16 protein-coding genes are annotated in these 19652 nt (G+C 67.7%); 6 read left to right on the top strand and 10 right to left on the bottom strand.

The window, feature by feature from the left end; all coding sequences use genetic code 11:
• Nucleotides 1-35: 35 nt before the first annotated feature.
• On the bottom strand, nucleotides 36-1091 hold the full coding sequence (locus ASC70_RS25105; RefSeq protein WP_156396266.1) for an LPO_1073/Vpar_1526 family protein: 1056 nt from the start codon (nucleotides 1089-1091) through the stop codon (nucleotides 36-38).
• Between the two features lie 513 nt (nucleotides 1092-1604).
• Between ASC70_RS25105 and hisS the strand changes: the two genes are divergently transcribed.
• The 4 genes from hisS (at nucleotide 1605) to ASC70_RS19265 (ending at nucleotide 6554) form a co-directional block, all read left to right on the top strand.
• Nucleotides 1605-3098, top strand: coding sequence for a histidine--tRNA ligase (gene hisS / locus ASC70_RS19280; protein ID WP_056053373.1), 1494 nt, complete (start codon nucleotides 1605-1607; stop codon nucleotides 3096-3098).
• Nucleotides 3099-3101: 3 nt separating this feature from the next.
• Nucleotides 3102-4235 (top strand): ATP phosphoribosyltransferase regulatory subunit, encoded by a 1134-nt coding sequence (locus ASC70_RS19275; RefSeq protein ID WP_056053370.1) that lies wholly within the window; start codon nucleotides 3102-3104, stop codon nucleotides 4233-4235.
• On the top strand, nucleotides 4232-5203 hold the full coding sequence (hisG, locus tag ASC70_RS19270) for an ATP phosphoribosyltransferase (protein ID WP_056053367.1): 972 nt from the start codon (nucleotides 4232-4234) through the stop codon (nucleotides 5201-5203). Before ASC70_RS19275 ends, hisG begins: the two co-directional genes overlap by 4 nt.
• A gap of 460 nt (nucleotides 5204-5663) precedes the next feature.
• Nucleotides 5664-6554 (top strand): alpha/beta fold hydrolase, encoded by an 891-nt coding sequence (locus ASC70_RS19265; protein ID WP_056053365.1) that lies wholly within the window; start codon nucleotides 5664-5666, stop codon nucleotides 6552-6554.
• A 2-nt stretch (nucleotides 6555-6556) separates the two neighbouring features.
• On the opposite strand, the gene ASC70_RS19260 is transcribed toward ASC70_RS19265, so the two are convergent.
• Nucleotides 6557-7603, bottom strand: coding sequence for a transcriptional regulator (locus tag ASC70_RS19260; protein ID WP_156396265.1), 1047 nt, complete (start codon nucleotides 7601-7603; stop codon nucleotides 6557-6559).
• Between the two features lie 140 nt (nucleotides 7604-7743).
• Here ASC70_RS19260 and ASC70_RS19255 point away from each other — a divergent pair, with 140 nt between their 5' ends.
• A complete protein-coding gene (locus tag ASC70_RS19255) occupies nucleotides 7744-8331 on the top strand; it encodes a hypothetical protein (RefSeq protein WP_056053361.1) in 588 nt (195 codons plus the stop codon).
• A gap of 101 nt (nucleotides 8332-8432) precedes the next feature.
• Here the strand turns inward: ASC70_RS19255 and ASC70_RS19250 are convergent, their stop codons facing one another.
• Nucleotides 8433-9314, bottom strand: a complete 882-nt coding sequence (locus ASC70_RS19250; RefSeq protein ID WP_056053359.1) for a LysR family transcriptional regulator — start codon at nucleotides 9312-9314, stop codon at nucleotides 8433-8435.
• A gap of 115 nt (nucleotides 9315-9429) precedes the next feature.
• On the opposite strand from ASC70_RS19250, the gene ASC70_RS19245 reads away from it, so the two are divergent.
• Nucleotides 9430-9852: an ester cyclase gene (locus ASC70_RS19245; protein WP_056053709.1), complete on the top strand. Its 423-nt coding sequence runs from the start codon at nucleotides 9430-9432 to the stop codon at nucleotides 9850-9852.
• Between the two features lie 15 nt (nucleotides 9853-9867).
• Here the strand turns inward: ASC70_RS19245 and ASC70_RS19240 are convergent, their stop codons facing one another.
• The 7 genes from ASC70_RS19240 to ASC70_RS19210 form a co-directional block, all read right to left on the bottom strand.
• Complete coding sequence (locus ASC70_RS19240; protein ID WP_235519455.1) at nucleotides 9868-11136, bottom strand: serine hydrolase; 1269 nt, start codon at nucleotides 11134-11136, stop codon at nucleotides 9868-9870.
• Nucleotides 11137-11452: 316 nt separating this feature from the next.
• Nucleotides 11453-13573 (bottom strand): M13 family metallopeptidase, encoded by a 2121-nt coding sequence (locus ASC70_RS19235; RefSeq protein ID WP_056053354.1) that lies wholly within the window; start codon nucleotides 13571-13573, stop codon nucleotides 11453-11455.
• A gap of 102 nt (nucleotides 13574-13675) precedes the next feature.
• Nucleotides 13676-14167: a copper chaperone PCu(A)C gene (locus ASC70_RS19230; RefSeq protein ID WP_047406750.1), complete on the bottom strand. Its 492-nt coding sequence runs from the start codon at nucleotides 14165-14167 to the stop codon at nucleotides 13676-13678.
• An 11-nt stretch (nucleotides 14168-14178) separates the two neighbouring features.
• On the bottom strand, nucleotides 14179-16248 hold the full coding sequence (locus ASC70_RS19225; RefSeq protein WP_082539543.1) for a TonB-dependent receptor domain-containing protein: 2070 nt from the start codon (nucleotides 16246-16248) through the stop codon (nucleotides 14179-14181).
• A gap of 66 nt (nucleotides 16249-16314) precedes the next feature.
• Nucleotides 16315-16719: a DUF2946 family protein gene (locus ASC70_RS19220; protein WP_056053347.1), complete on the bottom strand. Its 405-nt coding sequence runs from the start codon at nucleotides 16717-16719 to the stop codon at nucleotides 16315-16317.
• Nucleotides 16720-16798: 79 nt separating this feature from the next.
• Nucleotides 16799-18742: an ATP-binding protein gene (locus tag ASC70_RS19215; protein ID WP_056053343.1), complete on the bottom strand. Its 1944-nt coding sequence runs from the start codon at nucleotides 18740-18742 to the stop codon at nucleotides 16799-16801.
• Complete coding sequence (locus ASC70_RS19210; protein ID WP_056053340.1) at nucleotides 18729-19430, bottom strand: response regulator transcription factor; 702 nt, start codon at nucleotides 19428-19430, stop codon at nucleotides 18729-18731. Before ASC70_RS19210 ends, ASC70_RS19215 begins: the two co-directional genes overlap by 14 nt.
• Nucleotides 19431-19652: the final 222 nt, after the last annotated feature.

Here is a 19652-nt window from a genome sequence, read left to right as displayed (position 1 = left end):
CTCTGCAATCTCTCGTCGTGAGATGCAATAGTTTCTCACGCGATGAGGTCGCGCATCGATAAATACTCGTAGAAACCGGTGCGCTTTACCTTCGAAAAGGCAATTGCTGTTCCAACAGTAGTCAGCTTTGAATATTTTATCGAGCCTTCTTTCGTGAAATCATCTCTTAAATTTTGAAAATTTTGACTTTTCCCATCTAATAAGCTCTTAATTTCATCTATGCTCATGGTGGAGTTTTCGCAGATATTTATAATCTCCTGAATCTTTTCATCGGAGAGCCCTGTGGCCGTCAAGCGTTCGCGCCAAGGGGCGAGTTGAACGTTGTTGGCTTGCATCAATGTTGGATTGCGGAGGCAGGGAAGGAATAGATCTCTATCCGAGGTGTCAAAGTCGACAATGTTTTGATCGAATCCTTTAGCGAATATCCCCCAATATCGTTGCCTAATTATATCATCTATATTCATCCAATGCCTTGTAGCGGAGTGGTCGATGAGCAGTCCGTGAATCTTTAACATCGATATGTCAGATTCTCTGGCGGGTATGTCGGAGGATAATTCTGCCATATACGAAACGTACTTATCAAAATTTTCTAAATTTGATATTGTTAATGGTGGATTACTAAATATAGAGAATATCAAGCAAAGGATTTTTACTTGCCTTTCGCTCAGCCTTGCAGCTTTCTCAATTGCGTCATCAACAATGATATTGAAATCATTTTCGTAATTATTAGATATTCTGTCTAGTATTAGTTCAATGGCGTTATCTTTTGCCTCGTCATCGCCATATCTGCAATAACCATTTTGTGCTTGCTTAAAGGCATATTGAGCTCCGGGGTCCTTGAAGCCCGCCAGTTTCTCCTCAATTTGTTCTCCAAAGCGATCTTCCGCTCGAGACAAAAGATCATCGACTAGCTTTTCATTTCTTTGTTCCGCCTCTTGGAGCGCTTCGCGCTGAATGCCGACCATTGCGTCGCGCATCATGTCGCGGAAAATCTCTTTGACGTCGGCGACGCTCACACCGGTATGTATAGAGACCGCGCCTGAAGCCACTACCGCAATAGAATTATCACCGGTGGTTTGATCACTTCTCATCGTGAGTACGGCCTATATGAACGTTTCCGGATGAAACAATATTCGTACTGTTGTTGCCGCTACTTTGACTTATTGAGGTGCCGGATGTGATTCTTTTAGATCTTTTTATAAGCCAGAAAATTACTGCAATAAGTGTCGAAGTGGATGCTAAGCCGAGGGAGAGTACTTCAGCGTTTTCACGAAGCCATGGCATGGGAATCATTGTCCAGTGAGCTCAAGCTTTGCAGTTTTTACTACGCCCCAAGCCTTTGTCACACCTCAGGCGGGCGGGGTGAGCGAGTAGCGTTGTCGGTTTAGCGCCACCCCCTTCCCCTCTTACCCCTCATCCGCTACACCCCCGCCCGATGACCCGCGCGCCGCACCATCACGGCCACCACCACCATCCGACCTCGCCTCGCGGGATCGGCCGGGTCAGCTCGCTCTAAAGCAAGCCCCCAGCCCGAGCCCCGCCTAGCGGATGGGGCTTAAGCGCAAGCGCCATCCGTCGAAGCCTTGAAGATTCAGGACCGACGAATGACTTCCTCCCCCGCCGACGACACGCCCGCCGAAGAGACCTTCCGCCCCGAGGCCCGCGCTCCGCGCGGCTTCGCCGACAAGCGCGCCCGCGATCTGCGGGCCGAGCGGGCGATCCTGGAGGCGGTGTCGGCGGTCTATGAGCGCTACGGCTTCGAGGCCCTGGACACCGGGGCGTTCGAATATGCCGACGCCCTGGGCAAGTTCCTGCCCGACAGCGACCGGCCCAATGAGGGCGTGTTCGCGCTGCAGGACGACGACGACCAGTGGATGGCGCTGCGCTACGACCTGACCGCGCCGCTGGCGCGGTTCGCGGCCCAGAACTGGGAGACCTTGCCCAAGCCGTTCCGCCGCTACGCGTTCGGGCCGGTGTGGCGCAACGAGAAGCCGGGGCCGGGGCGCTTCCGCCAGTTCATCCAGTGCGACGCCGACACGGTGGGCTCGGCCCGTCCGGAGGCCGACGCCGAGATCATCGCCATGGCGGTCGAGGGGCTGGAGGCGGCGGGCCTGCCGCGCGGCGCGGCGGTGCTGAAGATCAACAATCGCAAGCTGCTGAATGGGCTGCTGACGGCGGCGGGCGCCGACAGCGCCGGCCAGAAGCTGGCCGTGCTGCGCGCCGTCGACAAGCTGGACCGGCTTGGTGTCGAGGGCGTGCGGCTGCTGCTCGGTGAGGGCCGCCTGGACGAGAGCGGCGACTTCACCAAGGGCGCGGGCCTGAAGGGCAAGGCGGTCGACCAGGTGCTGGACTTCGTGGCGGCCGGGGCCGGCGGTCGGGCCGCGACGCTGGACAACATCGCCAAGGTCATCGGCGGCTCGGCCGAGGGCGACGAGGGCTTGCTGGAGCTGTCGCGGATCGACGCGGCCCTGACCAGCCTGGGCATCGCCGACGACCAGGCCTTCATCGACCCGTCGATCGTCCGGGGGCTGGAATACTACACCGGCGCGGTGTTCGAGGCTGAGCTGCTGCTCAGCACCACGGACGAGAAGGGGAACAAGGTCTCGTTCGGCTCGATCGGCGGCGGCGGGCGCTATGACGACCTGGTGGCGCGGTTCACCGGCACGGCGACGCCGGCCACGGGCTTCTCGTTCGGCGTCACCCGCCTGGCGGCGGCGCTGCGGGCGGCGGGACGCGAGCCCGGCGGCGCGGCGCGCGGGCCGGTGGTGGTGATCACCTTCGACCAGGCCCACATGGGCGAGTACTTCTCCGTGGTCGGACAGCTGCGCGCGGCGGGCATCGCGGCCGAGGTCTATCTGGGGACCTCGGGCATGAAGCCGCAGATGAAATACGCCGACCGCCGGGGCGCGCCGGCCGTCGTGATGCTGGGCGGTGACGAGATCGCCGCCGGCACGGTGACGATCAAGGACCTCGACGCCGGCCGCATGGCCGCCCAGGGCCTGGCCGACAACGCCGCCTGGAAGGCCGAGCGTCCGGGCCAGCAGACCGTTGCCCGCGATCAGCTCGTCGGCGTCGTCCGCAAGATCATCGAGGGCTAGATCATGAGGCTCGAGCGTTCCATTCCGGCGGAGGCGCTCGACGCCATCCGCGCGCCCTTGCTGGCGGCCGGCGCCGCGCCGACCGACGCGCCGGTGCTGCAGCCCCTGGGCCTGCTGCTCGACCTGGCCGGCGAGGCCATGCGCTCGCGGCTGTTCGTCGTCTCCGGCGACGGCGGCGAGGAGGCTTGCCTGCGCCCCGACTTCACGGTCGCCGTGGCGCGCGAGCACTTCGCTTCTGGGCTGGAGAGCGGCCGTTACCGCTACGAGGGCAAGGCGTTCCGCGTCGCGCCGCGCGGCTCGGACCGGGCCGAGGAGTTTCTGCAGCTGGGGGTCGAGGCCTTCGAGGCCGGCGACCCCGTGGCCGCCGACGCCGAGATCGCCGCGCTGGCCTGGGCCTCGTCGGCTGCCGGCGGGCGCGCGGACCTGTCGCTGGTGCTGGGCGACGTGTCGCTGTTCGCGGCCTTCATCGACAGCCTCGACCTGGCCGCGCCCCTGGCCGCGCGGCTCAAGCGCGCCTTCGCCAAGCCGCGCCAGCTGAAGGCGGAGCTGGATGGCGAGGCCGCTGCTCCGCTGTCCGGCGAGCAGTCGCGGATCGCGACGTTGCTGGCCGGCCTGCCCGAGGCGGAGGCCTCCGCCGTGCTCCAGGAGCTGTGGTCCCTGGCCGGCATCGAGCCCGTCGGCGGCCGCCGCCCGGCCGAGATCGCCCACCGCCTGGTCGAAAAGGCCGAGGCCGCCCAGGCCGGTCGTCTGAACCCGGAGCAGGCCGAAAAGGTCCGCGCCTTCCTGGCCGTCTCGGATCGTCCGGACGCGGCCCTGGACGCCATCGCGGCGCTGGCGGGGCCGAACGATGCGGCGCTGACGGCCGCCGTCGCCGGCTGGCGTTCGCGCCTGTCGGGCATGGCCGCGCGGGGCGTGCCGCTGGACAAGGCGACCCTGGCCGCCGCCTTCGGCCGGGCCTTCGGCTATTACGACGGCTTCCTGTTCGAGGTGCGGTCTTTGGCGCTTGGCGCTGAGCGGCCGCTGGCCGCCGGCGGGCGCTATGACGGCTTGCCGGCGAGGCTGGGCGTCTCCACCAACACCGGCGCGGTGGGCTGCATGGTCCGACCAGCGCGCGCCTACGCGGGAGGCGGCGAATGAGCTCCGCACCTATGATCTTCGCCATCCCCTCCAAGGGCCGCCTGAAGGACCAGGTCGAGGCCTGGCTGGCCGAGTGCGGCTTCAAGCTGGAGATGACCGGCGGCGCGCGGGGCTATTCGGCCGAGCTGGCCGGCCTGCCCGGCGTCTCGGTGCGGCTGCTATCGGCGGGCGACATCGCCGCCGGCCTCGACAGCGGTGACTTGCACCTGGGCGTCACGGGCGAAGACCTGCTGCGCGAACGCGGCGACGACATGGACAGCCGGGTCATGCTGCTGCGGGCCCTGGGCTTCGGCCGCGCCGACCTGGTGGTGACCGCGCCCAAGAGCTGGCTGGACGTCGACACCATGGCCGACATCGACGAGGTCGGGCACGCCCATCTCGCCAAGACCGGCCGCCGCCTGCGGGTGGCGACCAAGTACGTCACCCAGACCCGGGCCTTCTTCGCCCGCCACGGAGTCGCCGACTACCGGATCGTCGAGAGCAGCGGCGCGACCGAGGGGGCTCCGGCCGCCGGCGCGGCGGAGCTGGTCGTCGACATCACCACCACCGGCGCGACCCTGGCGGCCAACGGCCTGAAGATCCTGTCGGACGGCGTGATCCTGAAGAGCCAAGCCCAGCTGACCGCCTCGTTGATCGCCGACTGGTCGGCCGAACAGCTGGATAGCCTCAAGCGCCTGCTGTCGGTGGTCGAGGCCAAGGGGCGGGCGGGCAAGCTGGCGACCCTGGTCTGGCCGGCCGAGCAGGACGCGGCGGGCCAAGCGGCGGTGGCGGCCTTCGTGGCCAAAGGCGGCTCGCGCCGGGCCAACGGCGCCCTGCTGGCGACCGGCGACCTGTTCGACGCCGCCGCGGCCCTGGCCGCCGCCGGGGTCGAGCCGGTCACCGTCTCGCGCCCGGACTATGTGTTCGAGTCGCGCTCGGCGGTGCTGGGCCGTTTCGCGGACGCGCTCGGGGACGTCCTCAAAAAGTAAGTTTTGACATCCTTGTCAAATATTGGCGCGGAATCCGGGGGTAACTTCGACTTCCGCGTCCAAACTACGCCTTTCGCGTCAAAAATCTGGCGAACCCGTTGCGAAAAAGGGTTTGATGCGTTGACACCGTCATGAATTTGACGTTTCTAGACACTGCAAGGACGAAACGAGCCCAACAGAGAGCTCCCGTTCTTCGGCGTTTCGGGGAGGAAACGCCCGCCTAGATCGAATGATCGAGAAAATAGCCAGCCCGTCGCGATTATCCCCCGCGGCGGGTTTGGTGTATCTGGGCTACGGCTCAGATTTTTGACTCTTCCGTCAAAACTTGTTTAGCAACGGAGAGCGCCTTCAACGCGCCATCAGCATCTCCGTGATCCGCCGCGTTCGAACGCCGGCTGGATACCCTCACGCGCCTTCGTCGTTACGCCCGTGACAGGACGCAACGGAAGGCGGCCGAGCCATGTTCGCCGGATTTGAGATCGTCGAGGTCGCGCTTGGCGCGGGACGGCGGGTCTTCGCGCGGCGCGGCGGCCAGGGCCCCGCCGTCCTGCTGCTGCATGGCTTCCCCGAGACCCACCTGATGTGGCGGCAGATCGCGCCGGGCCTGGCGCGCGACTTCACGGTCGTCTGCCCCGACCTGCCCGGATATGGCCGCAGTTCGCCCGCCCTCGATGATCCCGACGCCCTCCAGCCCAAACGCGCGATGGCCTTGCCGTTGATCGAGGCCATGGTGCGCCTGGGGTTTCCGCGCTTCGCCGTGGTCGGACACGATCGCGGCGGGCGGGCAGCCTACCGCATGGCGCTGGATCATCCGGACCGCGTCAGCCACTTGGCCGTCCTCGACGTCATTCCGACGGCGGCGGTCTGGGCGCGCGCCGATGCGCGGTTCGCGTTGGCCTTCTGGCCGTTCTCGCTGCTGGCCCAGCCCGCCCCTTTGCCCGAGCGCCTGATCGGCGGATGTCCGGAGGCGGTGGTCGAGGCCGCGCTTTCCGGCTGGGGCACGCCCGCGAGCGCCGTTCCCGACGACCTGCGCGCCGCCTATGTCGAGGCGCTGCGCGATCCGGACCAGGTCCACGCCATCTGCCAGGAGTACCGCGCGGCGGCGACGATCGACCGCGAGCACGACGAGGCCGACCTCGCTCAGGGCCGCCGGATCGCCTGTCCGCTGCTGGCGCTATGGAGCGCCTCGGGCGGCCTGGCCTCCTGGTACGCGGACGAGGGCGGTCCGCTGGAGATCTGGCGACGCTGGGCCGCGCACGTGACGGGCGAGGCGGTGCGCGGCGGGCATTTCTTTCCCGAAGAGCATCCGGCCGAAACCCTGGACCGCCTGCGCCGCTTCCTGCTGCCGTAGCGCTAGACGCGGCGGTTCTCGCCCCAGCGCCGGGCCAGCAGCATGGCCCCGACCAGGCCGCTGGCGAACAGGGCGCCCTCGACCGCGCCGGTCAGGGCCTGGGTGAGCGGTCCGAAGCCGGGCTCGCCGAACAGGCCGCCCAGGCGCAGGCGCGAGTCGGGAAAGCTGCGGGCCAGCAGGTCGAGGCTGCCGCCCAGCAGGCGTCCGCCCAGCAGCGTGATGACCAGGCCGCCGCCGCCGCCCGCCAGGCCGGCCAAGGCGATCTGGCGTGGAAGCCCGCCGGCCGCGCGGCCGGCGAGCCAGGCGCCCAGCCCGACCGCGCAACCTAGGGCCGCGCCCTCGAGGCCGCCGGTGATCTCGCCCGGCGCCCGGCCGAACAGCAGGGTGAAGGCGTCCAGGCCCAGCAGCTTGACGACCGCCCCGACCACCAGTCCGCCAACCGCGCCGCCCAGCGGGCCGCGCCACCAGGGACGGCCGGGCAGGGCCTCGCCGGCGGCGATGCCGAAGGCGACTCCGGCCCCGCCGACCAGGGCGATGGCGACGGTCAGGCACAGCAGCACCAGCAGGGCCGAGACGGCGCTGGCTCCGGGCTGGACCGCGCCGACGAAGCCGTAGAACAGCCCGCCCAACGCGCCGGCCACGCAGGCGCCCAGCGTCCCGGCCGCGCCCAGGGTCAGGACGCTCCGCCAGCCCCCAGGTGTGGAGAGCGGCGTGGCGTCGGGCGCGGCGTCGCCTCCGGCGATCGGCGCGATGAACCGGTAGCCGTGCTTGGGAACGGTCTGAATGAAGCGCGGGGCCCCGGCGTCATCGTCCAGCGCCTTGCGCAGCGTACGGACGCATTGGGTCAGGGCTTCGTCGGTGACCGGAACACCGCCCCAGACCTCATCCAGGAACCGATCCTTGGTGACCAGCTTGCCGTGCTCGCGCACCAACAGCGCCAGGGCGTCGAAATAGCGGGCGTTCAGGGCGACGGGGGCGCCGTCGCGGGTCAGCCGGCGATCGGCGAGATCGAGGGTGAACCGTTCGAAGCGAAAGCCGCCGGGAGCCAAGTCGCAGTCACCTCAGGAAGACCCGGCGAACCGTGCGGCGGCCGAACCGGCAGACTCTTTCATGGCCGGGGGAAAGGCAAGGCGGTGGCGTTGACGGCGGGTGACTGGACGCCTCCGCCGGTTGTGCGAAGCTGGGCCGCATGACGCGCCATCGTGAGATCCTCCTGACGTTCGTCGTACTGCTTGTCGGCGTCGCCTGCGCGGCCAGCCTCGCGATCATCTGGGGCATGAAGAGCAGCGACGTCGCGGCCTGGGCGCAGGCGGTGGGCACCGTGGGGGCGATCGTCGCCACCATCGTCATGACCAACCGGCAGATCGACGCCCTTCGCCGCGAGAAGCAAAGGGAACGCGACGACCTCGTCAGGGCGATCGGCGACGCCTTCAGGGCGATGCTCGACGGCCTCTCGACGATGGAGGCGGCCATCCAGTTGCGAAACGAGGACGGACTGCCGGCCGCGATCTTCTCTCAGCGCACCCACCGCGACACGACCGTGAACAAGTTCCTGGAAATGCCGATCGAACGCTGGCCGGGCGCGACCCTCTACATCCGCGCCCTCGATCTCACCGCGGCCCGCGACGCCTTCGAGGGCAGCGCCGCCGACGTGCTTCGGATCGGCCCTGGCCCCCGCGGCGCCGATCTGTGGGAGATCGCCGAGATCTGCCGGCAGAATCTCGTCGGGGCGGCGGAGAGATTTTGGACGGCGCACAGCGCGTTGCTGTCCGATTAGCGGGGGGATGCCGCGCGACCTCGGACAAATGTCGAGCGCGCAGGAGCGGGGTAGGAAGTCGGCGCCGCTATCGCGAAACCCTGAAGTCTGTCGTCGGGCGATCAGCCAAACGCCAGAACGGCGAAGTCGATGAAGCTACGGAGCTTGGGAGTCATGCGGCGGTCGGGTGCGTACAGGATGTGTAGTGGCCGCGTGGGCACGGTGTAGTCGGGCAAGATTTCGATCAGCCTGCCGTCCTCCAAAGCCGGGCGCAGGAGTTCGTCCGGTTGCAGCAGGATGCCGAGGCCCGCGAGCGCCGCGTGCAGCAGCGGTTCCCCATGATCGACCATCAGACGACTCGTCACCGGCACGACGGTGCGCCCTTCCGGGCCGTCAAAAGTCCAATGGGTCCGGAGCTCTGTATGCGCGAAGCCAAGACATTCGTGTTGCTGGAGGTCCCGGGGCGTCAGAAGCGGCGGCGCTTCGGCGAGATAGGCGGGCGCCGCGCACAGGACGAGCCGATAGGGCGCCAGAGCGCGCCCGACCAGGCGGCTGTCGGCCAACTCGCCGACACGGAAGAGTACGTCATAGCCCTCATCGACCAGGTCCACGGCGCGGTTACCGAGCGTCAGATCGACGGTCACCTGCGGGTGATCCCGGAGGAATTCAGGTAACCGGGGCGCCAGCGAATGCATGCCAAAGCTGACCGGCGCGTTGACCCGAAGCCTACCCGTGGGTGTCGCCAGGGCTTCGGCGGCCAAGCTTTCCGCCGCCTCGACGTCAGCCAGGATGACCTTGGCCCGGTCATAAAAGACGCGTCCGAAATCCGTCAGGCTCTGACGACGCGTCGTCCGGTGAAGAAGTTGCACCCCGAGGTGGGCTTCCAATTGGCCGACCTGTTTGCCGACCAACTGCGGCGAAGTCCGCAACGCCTGGGCCGCGGCGCTGAACGATCTGAGCTCTACCGCCCGGATGAACACCTTCATCGCCGCTAGTCGATCCATTGGAAACTCTACGTTTCTACTGTGGGCCCGATGCTACCATTATTCGGTCGTTGGTTTTCGATTACACGCATGAGCGCCGCCGCCGGTGAGCGAGCCGCCCATGCAGAGGTTCGAAATGTCGTCAGACGCCGCCCACGAATTCATCCGCCGCTTCACCGACTTCATAAATTCGGGCGACCCGAAACTGGCGCCGGAGCTTGTTTCGACAGACGCCATCTTCCACGCGCCAGGCACGCCGGCTCCGTTGTCGGGTCCCGATGGCTATCTAGAACTCTTGGCGATGCTCCGGAGCGCTTTTTCGGATGTGCGGTGGGTGCTGGAAGAAGCGGTGGCCGAGGGCGACAAGATCGCCGCCCGCTTCGGCATGAGCGGCACGAACGACGGCTCATTCATGGGCGCGCCGCCGACCGGCAAGGCCTTCCAGGTCACAAGCATGGCATTCTACAAACTCTCGGGCGGAAAGATCGTCGAGGAGCGAGGCCTTCCCGACATGCTGTCGATCCTCCAGCAGATCGGGCTCGTCCCTCAACCCTCGTAGATAGGCCCGACCTCCTCAGCCCAAGGCCGCTGCTCTCGCTGCCATGAGCACCTCCGCCACCGCCTTCTTCGCACCGGCCGACGCGTCGTTGGCGCATGCGGCGCAGACGACGCCGGTCTTCGGATCGACCAGGACTTCGCCGTACCACATGGTGTTGGAGCCATTGTGCCAGAGACCGCCGTCCTTGCGGACGAGCCAGCCCAGCGCATAGGCGTCGCCGAAAGCCGGCGTGTGCAGCCTGGTCCAGGTTTCCGGCTTCAGGAAACGGGCGGGACGGTCGCGGTGGGCCCTAAGGTAGGTGAGCATGTCCGCCAGCGGCATGTGAACGCGTCCCGCGGGACCTATGGCCACGGGGTTGTCGCTGCCTGGCTGGCCGGGCGGATCCGGGATCAGCTTGCCGGCCGTCATGGTGTGCCCAAAAGGCTGGTCGATACGGCGGGCCGAACCCGGCGGCCCTTGTCCCGCGTGCTTGACGCCAAGAGGCGCGAAGACCTCCGCCTGGATCAGGGCTTCCCACGGCCGTCCCGTAACCTTCTCCAGCATGGCCCCGGCGATGACGTAGCCGTTGTTGCTGTAGATCATCCGGGCCCCCAAAGCCGCGGCCGGCTTGAGGGCCAGCGCCGCGCGGGCGAACTTCAGTCGATCCGCGCGAGGGTCGCCAAGGAGAAGAGAGCTGAATTCCATGCCGATGACGTTGGGCTGGAGGCCCGCGCGATGGCTGAGAAGATGCAGAAGGGTGGCGTCGCGAAAAGCGGCGGGCGTCTGATAGTCAGGTCCGTCGAGCACCTGGCCGATGGTCGTGTCCCAACCGATGCCGCCCGCCTCCGCCAGGCGGGCGCACAGGGTGGCGGTCATCGACTTGGTGATCGAGCCCCAGTGCCACTGGTCCTTGGGCTTCACGGTGATCGAGGCCTGGGTGGAGCGCAGGCCCGCGACAAGGGTGGCCGAACCTTTCACGCTGGACCACGCCGCGCCGATGGCCGGCGCGCCAGCGGCCGCCCGCGTTTGTTCCAGCCGATCGGGCGTCAGAGGAAGCCGAGCCGGCTCCGGCGCGGCCTCCGCGACCAAGCCGCGTGTAAAGCGAATCTCGTGAGCGCCGCCTTGCGTGAAGACGCCGTCGATGTGGCGTTCGTCCGTCAACGCGCCCTCGAAAGTCGCGCCTATGGCCTTGAAGACCACGCGGATACGGCGGTCGTCCAAGACAACCTCGGTTCCCGGAATCCGCCCGCTGCCTTGATCGACGCTGATCAGGCCAACGCCGTCGGGATCGATGACGAGGCGCAAGGTCAGCTGCGCTCCCACGTCGAGGACCCCCGTCCAGGTTCCAGGGAAGGCGTCGTTCGCCGCGAGCGCTGGCCGGGCCAGAGCTAGGCCAAGCGTCGCTGTCAGCGCATGGAGGTGTCCGCGCCGCGTGATGTTCATCGTCTTCCCCCATCAGCCCAATTGGATTGGCCGTTAGCTCGCAGATGGCCAAGCCTGGGGTGAACCTCTGCTGAATGGGATCAGGGAAGCGATGTCCGCCCAGTCCGGAAAGTCGCCGCCCAGCAAAAGGGCCGCCGGTCGCCCGGCGGCCCTCCTGTCTTCGATCCGATAGCGCGAGCTACCAGATCTTCACGCGATCTTCCGGCGCGACGTACAGCTTGTCGCCCGGCTTGATGTCGAAGGCGGCGTACCAGCCCGGCTGATTGCGGATGGTGCCGTTGACGCGATAGAGCGCCGGCGAGTGCGGGTCGCTGGCGATCTGCTGCTTCAGGGCGTCGTCGCGGGTCTTCTGGCGCCAGACCTGGGCCCAGCCGAGATAGACGCGCTGGTCGCCGGTGAAGCCGTCCAGGACCGGCGAGGGCTTGCCCTTCAGCGAGACGTGGTAGGCGTCGAGGCCGAAGGCCAGGCCGCCCATGTCGCCGATGTTCTCGCCCATGGTCAGGCCGCCGTTGACGTGCACGCCCGGGAAGGGCTCGAACGCCGAGTACTGGGCGCCCAGCTTGGCGGCCTGGGCGTTGAACTTGGCGGCGTCTTCGGCCGTCCACCAGTCGCGCAGCACGCCGTCGCCGTCGGACTTGCGGCCCTGGTCGTCGAAGCCGTGGCCGATCTCGTGGCCGATCACGCCGCCGATGCCGCCGTAGTTGACGGCCGGGTCGGCGTCGGGGTGGAAGAACGGCGCCTGCAGGATGGCGGCCGGGAACACGATCTCGTTGTTGACCGAGTTGTAGTAGGCGTTGACCGTCTGCGGGGTCATGCCCCACTCGGTCTTGTCGACCGGCTTGTTCAGGCGCTCGACGTCGTAGCGGTAGTCCCAGGCGCCGGCGCGCATGGCGTTGCCGTAGGCGTCGCCTTCCTTGATCTCCAGCTTGCTGTAGTCACGCCACTTGTCGGGATAGCCGATCTTGACGGTGAACTTGGCCAGCTTCTCCTGGGCCTTGACCTTGGTGTCGGCGCCCATCCAGTCGAGGTTGTCGATGCGGGTCTTCAGCACCGTGCGGATGTCGCCGACCAGGGCGACCATCTTGGCCTTGGACTCCGGCGGGAAGTAGGCGGCGACATATTCCTTGCCGACCGCCTCGCCCAGGGTGCCGTTGACCGAGGCCACGGCCCGCTTCCAGCGCGGGCGCTGCTCGGGCTGGCCCGACAGGGTCTTGTTGCGGAACTCGAAGTTGGCGTCGACGAAGCGCTTGGACAGCAGGCCGGCGCCGCCGTCGATCACCTTGAACGCCTGCCAGGCCTTCAGGGTCTCCAGCGGGGTGTCGGCGTAGATCTTGGCGAACTTCGGGAACGAGGTGTTGGTCGTGACGACGACGCGGTCGATCTTCGGCAGTTCGGTGCCGACCAGGTACTTGTTCCAGTCGTAGCCCGGGGTCATGGCCTGCAGCTCGGCCAGGGTGGCCGGGTTGTAGGTCTTGTCGCGGTTGCGGCGCTCGACGCGGGTCCAGGTGGCCTCGGCCAGCTTGGTCTCGAAGTCGACGATGGCCTTGGCGTTCTCGGCCGGCTTTTCCCAGCCGCCCAGGGTCAGCATCTTCTCGACATAGGCCAGATAGGCCGTCTTCTTGTCGGCGAACTTGGCGTCCAGATAGTAGTCGCGGTCGGGCAGGCTGAGGCCGCCGGTCGAGGCGTAGACGGCATAGGCCTTGGGGTTCTTGGCGTCGGTCGAGATGCCCAGGCCGATCAGGGTGGTGTAGGGCGTGACCGAGCTCTTGCCCATCAGGGCGGTGAACTCGTCCTTGGTCTTGACCTTCCTGACGCCGTCCAGCCACGGCTGGATCGGCTTGGCGTCCAGCTTCTCGATCGCGGCCTCGTCCATGAAGGCGCGATAAGCGGCGCCGATCTTGGCCTTCTCGCCGGTCGCGGCCTTGTCGGCGGCGGCGCCTTCGATGATCGCCTTGGTGCGGGCTTCCGACAGCTCGGCCAGCTTGTCGAAATTGCCGTAGCGGACGCGGTCCGACGGGATGGTGGTCTTGGCGTCCCAGGCGCCGTTGGCGAACTTGTAGAAGTCGTCGCCCGGCTTCACCGAGGTGTCCATGCCCGAGAGGTCGAAGCCCCAGGTCCCGTAGCGCGGCGATTCCAGCGACGTCACGTCGCCGGCGGCCGCGCCTTCGGCGAGGGCCGGCAGCAGAGATTGCATGACGCAGGCGTCGTCGATGCAGGGATGTTGTTCGTGGGCTTGCGCCCCGAAGGCAGACATCGACAGGGCGGCGACAGCCGCTGCGCCGAACCAAACTCTTTTCATGGAAATCGCGTCCGTTGGTGTGAGCTGGCGGCAATCTGCAACGGCGTGAAAAATTTGCTCCCTTAAAAAAAGTTCATGTACCCCATTTTTTGGAGCCCGGCGTCAGTGCGCGTGCTCCGGCATGGCCCGCGCGGCGGGCGGCGGGGCCAGCTGGACGGTCAGCTCGACCTGGAGTTTCCGGCCCTTGTCGAAGAGCAGTGTTACCGGAACTTTTTGCCCCGGCCCTTGCGCCCGCTTCAGGCCCAGCAGCATGAAGTGATAGCCGCCGGGCGCGAAGGCGACCTCGCCGCCGGGCGGGATCACCACGCCGGCGTCCTGGCGGCGCATGGTCATCACCCCGTCCGCCATGGCCGACTGGTGGATCTCGATCTTGCCGGCCGCCGGGCTCTGCGCGCCCTTCAGGGTCACCGGAGTCTTGCCGGCGTTGGCGATGGTCAGGAAGCCCACCCCGTTCATGCCCGCCTGGGCCGGGCGGCTCCAAGGCTGGAGGACGGTCACGGCGCCGAGCTTGGCGTCGGCGGCCCGAACGGGGGCGGCGGCGAGCAGGACCGCGACGGCAGCGAGGGCGCAGGCGGCGATTGGCGGGGCTTTCATCTGGTTCTCCCTCAGAAGGTCACGGTGAGGCCGCCGAACACCGAGCGCCCGTCGCCGGGCCAGAGCGTGGCGGTGGCTGGCGCCCAGGCGATCGTGGCCTGGGTGTTGGAGACATAGGCCTTGTCGGTCAGGTTCCGGGCGTCGACGAACACCGAGACCTGGTCGCTGACCTTCCAGCCGGCATTCAGGTTCAGGATCGCGTAGCTCAGGGCCTTCCTGGTGTTGTTGTAGTCGATCCACTGGTCGGTCGCCGACCATTCGATCGATGGGGCCAGGAACCAGCCGCGCGGATCGTCGTAGCGGACTTCCGAGCGGTAGAAGCTCTTGGGCACGATCGGCAGGCGGTTGTCGCCGAACTGGACGTCGTCCTTGAAGCGGAAGTCCGACCAGGTCCAGGTCTGGCGCCAGCGCCAACGCTTGGCCGGCGACCAGTCCAGCGCCGCCTCGATCCCCTGGTGGACGGTCTTGCCCGCGTTGAAGGTCGCGGCCGGGACCGACGAGGTCACCGCGTACTGCAGCATCTCGCCCTTCAGCTCGGCGCGGTAGAGCGTCAGGTCGTAGGTGAAGGGGCCCCGATGGCCGCGCGCGCCGACCTCGCCGGTCCAGGCCTTCTGGGCGCGAACGGGCGTGAAGCCGGTATTGGTCGGGGTCATGGAGCTGAAGTTCGGCGGCTCGACCGAGCGGGTCAGGTTGGCGAAGAGCTGGTCGCCGGCCCCGTCCTGCCAGAGCAGGCCGACGCGCGGCGAGACCCAGTTGTAGGTCTTGCCGGCCTTCAGGTCGAAGGTCGTCGACTGGCCCGGGACCGCGAAGCTCGTGTAGTCGCGCTCGGCCTGGCCCCAGGTCGCGCCGGCCACGACCGCCACCTGGTCGGTGACGAACAGCCGGCCCTCGCCGAAGACGTCGACGGCCTTGGCGTTCTGCAGGGTGCGCGAGGTCGCCGCGCCGCGCGCCCCGCGATTGTTGACGTAGAAGTTGGAGTCCATGTCGCCGGTCCGGTACCAGGCGCCGAAGAAGGCGTCGGCCCGCTTGCCCCCGATCTGGCCGTCCCAGTCGAACCGGCCGAAGGCGCCGTAGTTGCGGCTCTGCTGGTCGACGACCTGGAAGATCGGATGATCGAGGTCCTTCCACACCGCATAGACCGCGCCCTGGAATACGAGCTGGTCGTTCAGGCGCCAGGTGGTCCCTAGCGAGCCGCGCACGCCGCGCTGGTTGCGGCCTTGGTCGTTGGCCAGGGCGCTGGCGGCCGACTGGCGCGGATTGGCCTCGAACTGGGCCAGGGTCAGGGAGCCAGGGATCTCCTGGTTGATGTTCGAGCCGTTGACGATGAACCGGACCTCGCGGTCTTCGCCAAGCGAACGGCCGATGTTGAGGCTGCCGAACTGAATGTTCTGCTGGCTCTGCGAGCGCCAGCCCTGGCTGGTCTGGTTGGTGGCGGCGATGAAGACGTCCCAGTCACCGACCTGGCGCGCCACGGCGACGTGCTCGCGGGCCAGGCCGTAGGAGCCGCCGTCGAGGCGGACCTGGTTCGCGAAGCCGGCGTCCTTGCCAGTCGGCGTAATCATGTTGATCGCCCCGCCCAGCAGGGCGCCGCCGAAGCGCAGGGCGTTGCCGCCGCGATAGACCTCGGCGTACCGGGTGTTCAGCGGGTCGGCGACCTGGCTGTCGCCATAGCCGTCGGCCTCGTTCAGCGGCACGCCGTCCTGGGCCAGCAGCAGGCCGCGATTGTGGCTGGCGTTGCCGATGCCCGAGCCGCGGATCGAGATCCGGATGTCGCCGCCCCACTTGCGCTGGGCGTAGACGCCAGGGGCGTCGCGCAGCATGTCGTCGAGGGCCAGGGCCTGGCGGTTGATGTAGGATTCCTGCGAGATCACCGACACCCCGCCGGGGGTCTCCGACAGGCGCTTGCGCGCGGCCGCGACGACCGGCGGGTCCTCGGGATCGGGACGGGCCGTGACGATGACCGACGAAACCTTGGCGTCGTCGTCGTTGACGAGGGCGGGGGTGGCGCTGGCGTGCGCGGCGGGAGCAACGGCGGCGAACGCGGCGGCGCCCAGCAGGGCGCGGCGAAGGATAAGCGACATGGAAGCGGACGATCCTGGAACGTGACGGGGCACGCGGCGTCATCAACGCGGCGCGGCGGCAAAAGGTCAGGCGTTCAGGAAGAGGGGCGGGCCCTGGCTGGGCGGACGCGGCGGGGCGCGGGCGTGGCCACGCACGCCGAGCACGCGTTCGACAGGCGTCTCGATGAATTCGGCATACTGGACCGGCGCGACGGCCGGCGCCGGTGCGTCCAGGGTGACGGCCAGGGTCGCGCCGACGCAGTTGGAGCATTTCAGCCCCATGAAGCCCTTGGCTGGCGCCGTGCGGATCGCGCCATCCTCGCCGACCAGCACGGCCTTGGCGCCGTCGGCCGAGCAGATGACGATCGCCGAGCCGCTTTCGCGCAGGTCGTGGGCCATGGCCGCGCTGGGGGCCAGCACCTGGACGCACACGGCCAGCATCGCCGCGATCGCGGCGAGCAGGGCTCGGAACTGTCCAAGGCGGGTGCGCATGACCCGGCGTGAGTAGGGCGCGGCGGCGGCCGGGTCAATCAGAACGGGAGCGTCCCGGACGCTTAAGGGACGCCGGACGCTAGGAGACGGGCCTCGGCGGCTTCTCGACCGGCAGGGCCAGGGCCAGACTGCTGCCGCGGCTGGACGGCTCCCAGGCCAGGATCGCGCCGATCGCTTCGGCGCGGCGGCGCTGGTTGGCCAGGCCCCGCCCGCGCGATGGCAAGGTCGGATCGAAGCCCCGGCCGTCGTCGCGCACCCGCACCAGCACCCGCTCGCCCTCATGGCGCACAGCGACCGTGACCTCGCGGGCCCCGGCGTGCTTGAGGATGTTGGCGATCGCCTCCTGCAGGATCCGCAGGATGTGCAGGGCGTGACGCTGGTCCAGCCAGGCCAGCGGCGGCGCCTCGCCGGCGTCCCAGACCAGCTTGACGCCGGCGGCCTCCAGCCGGGGCTGCAGGCGGAAGCGCAGGGTGGCCAACAACAGCAGCAGGTCGGTCTCGACGGGCTCCATCGAGTCGATCGTCAGCTTCAGATCGTCGATGCAGCCGCGCAGGATGCCGACGGCGTCCAGATCGGCGGCGCGGTCGCTCTCGAAGGCCCGCAGGGCGCCGACCAGGGTCGAGCCCAGGCCGTCGTGCATGTCCTGCATCAGGCGTTGGCGTTCCTGGTTCAGCAGCTCGCGGCCTTCGACCTCGCGCAGCCGGGCGTGGCTGGCGGTCAGCTCGGCCTCGCGTTGGGCCAGGCGGCGGGCCAGGTCGGCCTTGGCCCGCGTCGCCGTCTCCAGCGCCTCCACATAACGGCGGAACATGATGTACCAGCAGAGCAGCGTGAGCCCGACACCGGTGAAGTTGGTCAGGAACACGCTCTCGATGTTCACCAGGTTCTGCTGCAGGGCCAGGTCGTAGACGCCGATCACCACGGTGACGAGAGACCAGATCGCCAGCCACAGAGCGAAACGCGACCCCGCCTTGAGCGAATGGCGTAGGCCGTTCAGCGCCACGACCATCCCCAGGACGAGGACGTTGATGTAGATCGGCGCCGCGATCAGGGTGGGATCCAGCAGGCCCGGCAAGGTGGCGATCGTCCACGCCAGGGTGTTGGCCAGGAGCACTCGTGTCAGCGCCGGATGGCGCGTGCGATGGAGCTGGACCATGAACAGATGCAGCGTCACGCCCATCCAGAACAGCGAATTGACCGTGATCCAGCCGAACCAAGCATCGGAGACGATCAGCGGATGGACGCCGACGAAGGTGTGCAGCATCCGCAGGAAGCAGGCCGCCGACATCAGGAAGAACAGCGCGTAGATCGGCTCGTCCCGCCGGCTGAACCAGACGAACAGGGCGAAGACCCCGGTCGCCAGGAAGGCGATCACCGAAAAGGCCGGCAACCCGACCTGGAAGATCTCCCGCGTGTAGTAGCGCGGGGCCAGCTGCCGGTAGTTGCCGATCCAGACCGACGAGAACGCGCCGCCGATGCCGCGCACGTGCTGCAACCGGATGTCCAGCGTCCGGGGCGGATGCGAGGCGTCGGTGCGCGGCAGGGCGAACCAGATCGGCTGGTTGGAGCCGTTCCATTGCAGATTGGCGTGCGACTGGTGGACCAGTCGGCCATCTGCGTAGATCGCCAGCGAGCCGTCCGACTTCCAGCGCGGGATATAGACATAGAGCTGGCGGCCGTCGTCAGGCAACGGCGGGACCGCCAGGGCGTACCAGGTGGCCCGGGTGGCGATGCGCTGGGGCGAGGCGTCGACGCTGGGCTCCCATTCCGGTTGCGGCGCGTACGGAAGCGTCACGGCCCTTCCGCTCCCGTCCACGCCGCGCGGGCTGACCGCCGGCGGCGACTGGTAGCCCACGGTGTCGATGAAGGTCAGCCGCGCGGCGGTGAGCCGCTCGCCGCTCGCTCGCCACTGGACGGCGAATGCCAGGCCAAGGACGACGATCGCCGCGACAGCCCAGGCCGCCCACGGGAACCAGGGACGGGCTGTGACGGAGCGCCCGGGAGCCCCGCCTCTAGAGGAGGCCATAGGCGCGCGCTTCGAACACGGCCTCGGTCTTCGAACGCACCTCAAGCTTGGCGTAGATGCGCCGCACGAAGGTCAGGACCGTGTTGCGCGACACGCCCATCAGCTCGGCGATCTCCTCGAACGAGAAGCCGCGGGTGATCAGCTGCAGCGTCTCCTTCTCGCGCTCGGAAAGGCTGGGGATGGCGCTCTTGCCGGCCGTCTCGGCGTCCCCTTCGACATCCCCCTCGGCCGGCGTCCGCTCGTCGGGCCGGAACCGCATCAGCACCTGGCGGGCGATGCGGGGACTGATCGGGCTGCCGCCGCCGTGCAGGACGCGAATGTCCTCGGCGATGGTCGGCAGGGGGCTGTCCTTGAGCAGGTAGCCGCTGGCCCCGGCCTCGATCGAGGCGATGACATGACGCTCGTCGGCGAAGGTGGTGGCGACCATGATCGCGCAGCCGGGCCATCGCGCGTGGGCCTCGCCGATCACGTCGACGCCCGAACCGTCGGGCAGGCCCAGGTCCACGACCAGCACGTCGACGGGCGGCCCGGCCAGCAGGGCGCGCGCCTCGGCGACCGTGGCCGCGAGACCCACCATCGCCAGGTCGGCCGCGCCGGCCAGGGCGGTGCGGAACGCCTCCTGGAATGCGGTGTCGTCCTCGACCAGAACCACCTTGAGCGGCGCCGGCGACCCGGCCTCGATGCTCATTCCGCTTTCCTCGTCCCGGACCAACCCCTTGCCGCACAAGGCATCGCAGACCTCGCGCCGATCGGCGTCATCATATCTTGCGACAGGCCCGACATTGCTCCGCCGCCCTTCGCGCGGCAACTAGGCCTTATCGGAGGCTGTCTGAGCAACGGCTTGCGAAGGGCTCGCGTGGTGGGGCGCGAAAAGGGAACGGGGCGTCGCGACCAGTACGGCGCCCCCTCC

The sequence above is a fragment of the Caulobacter sp. Root343 genome (assembly GCF_001425745.1).
In the GTDB taxonomy this organism is placed as follows: domain Bacteria; phylum Pseudomonadota; class Alphaproteobacteria; order Caulobacterales; family Caulobacteraceae; genus Caulobacter.
The sequence above is the reverse complement of the archived record's forward strand: the minus strand, read 5'-3'. Positions and strand labels throughout refer to the sequence as shown.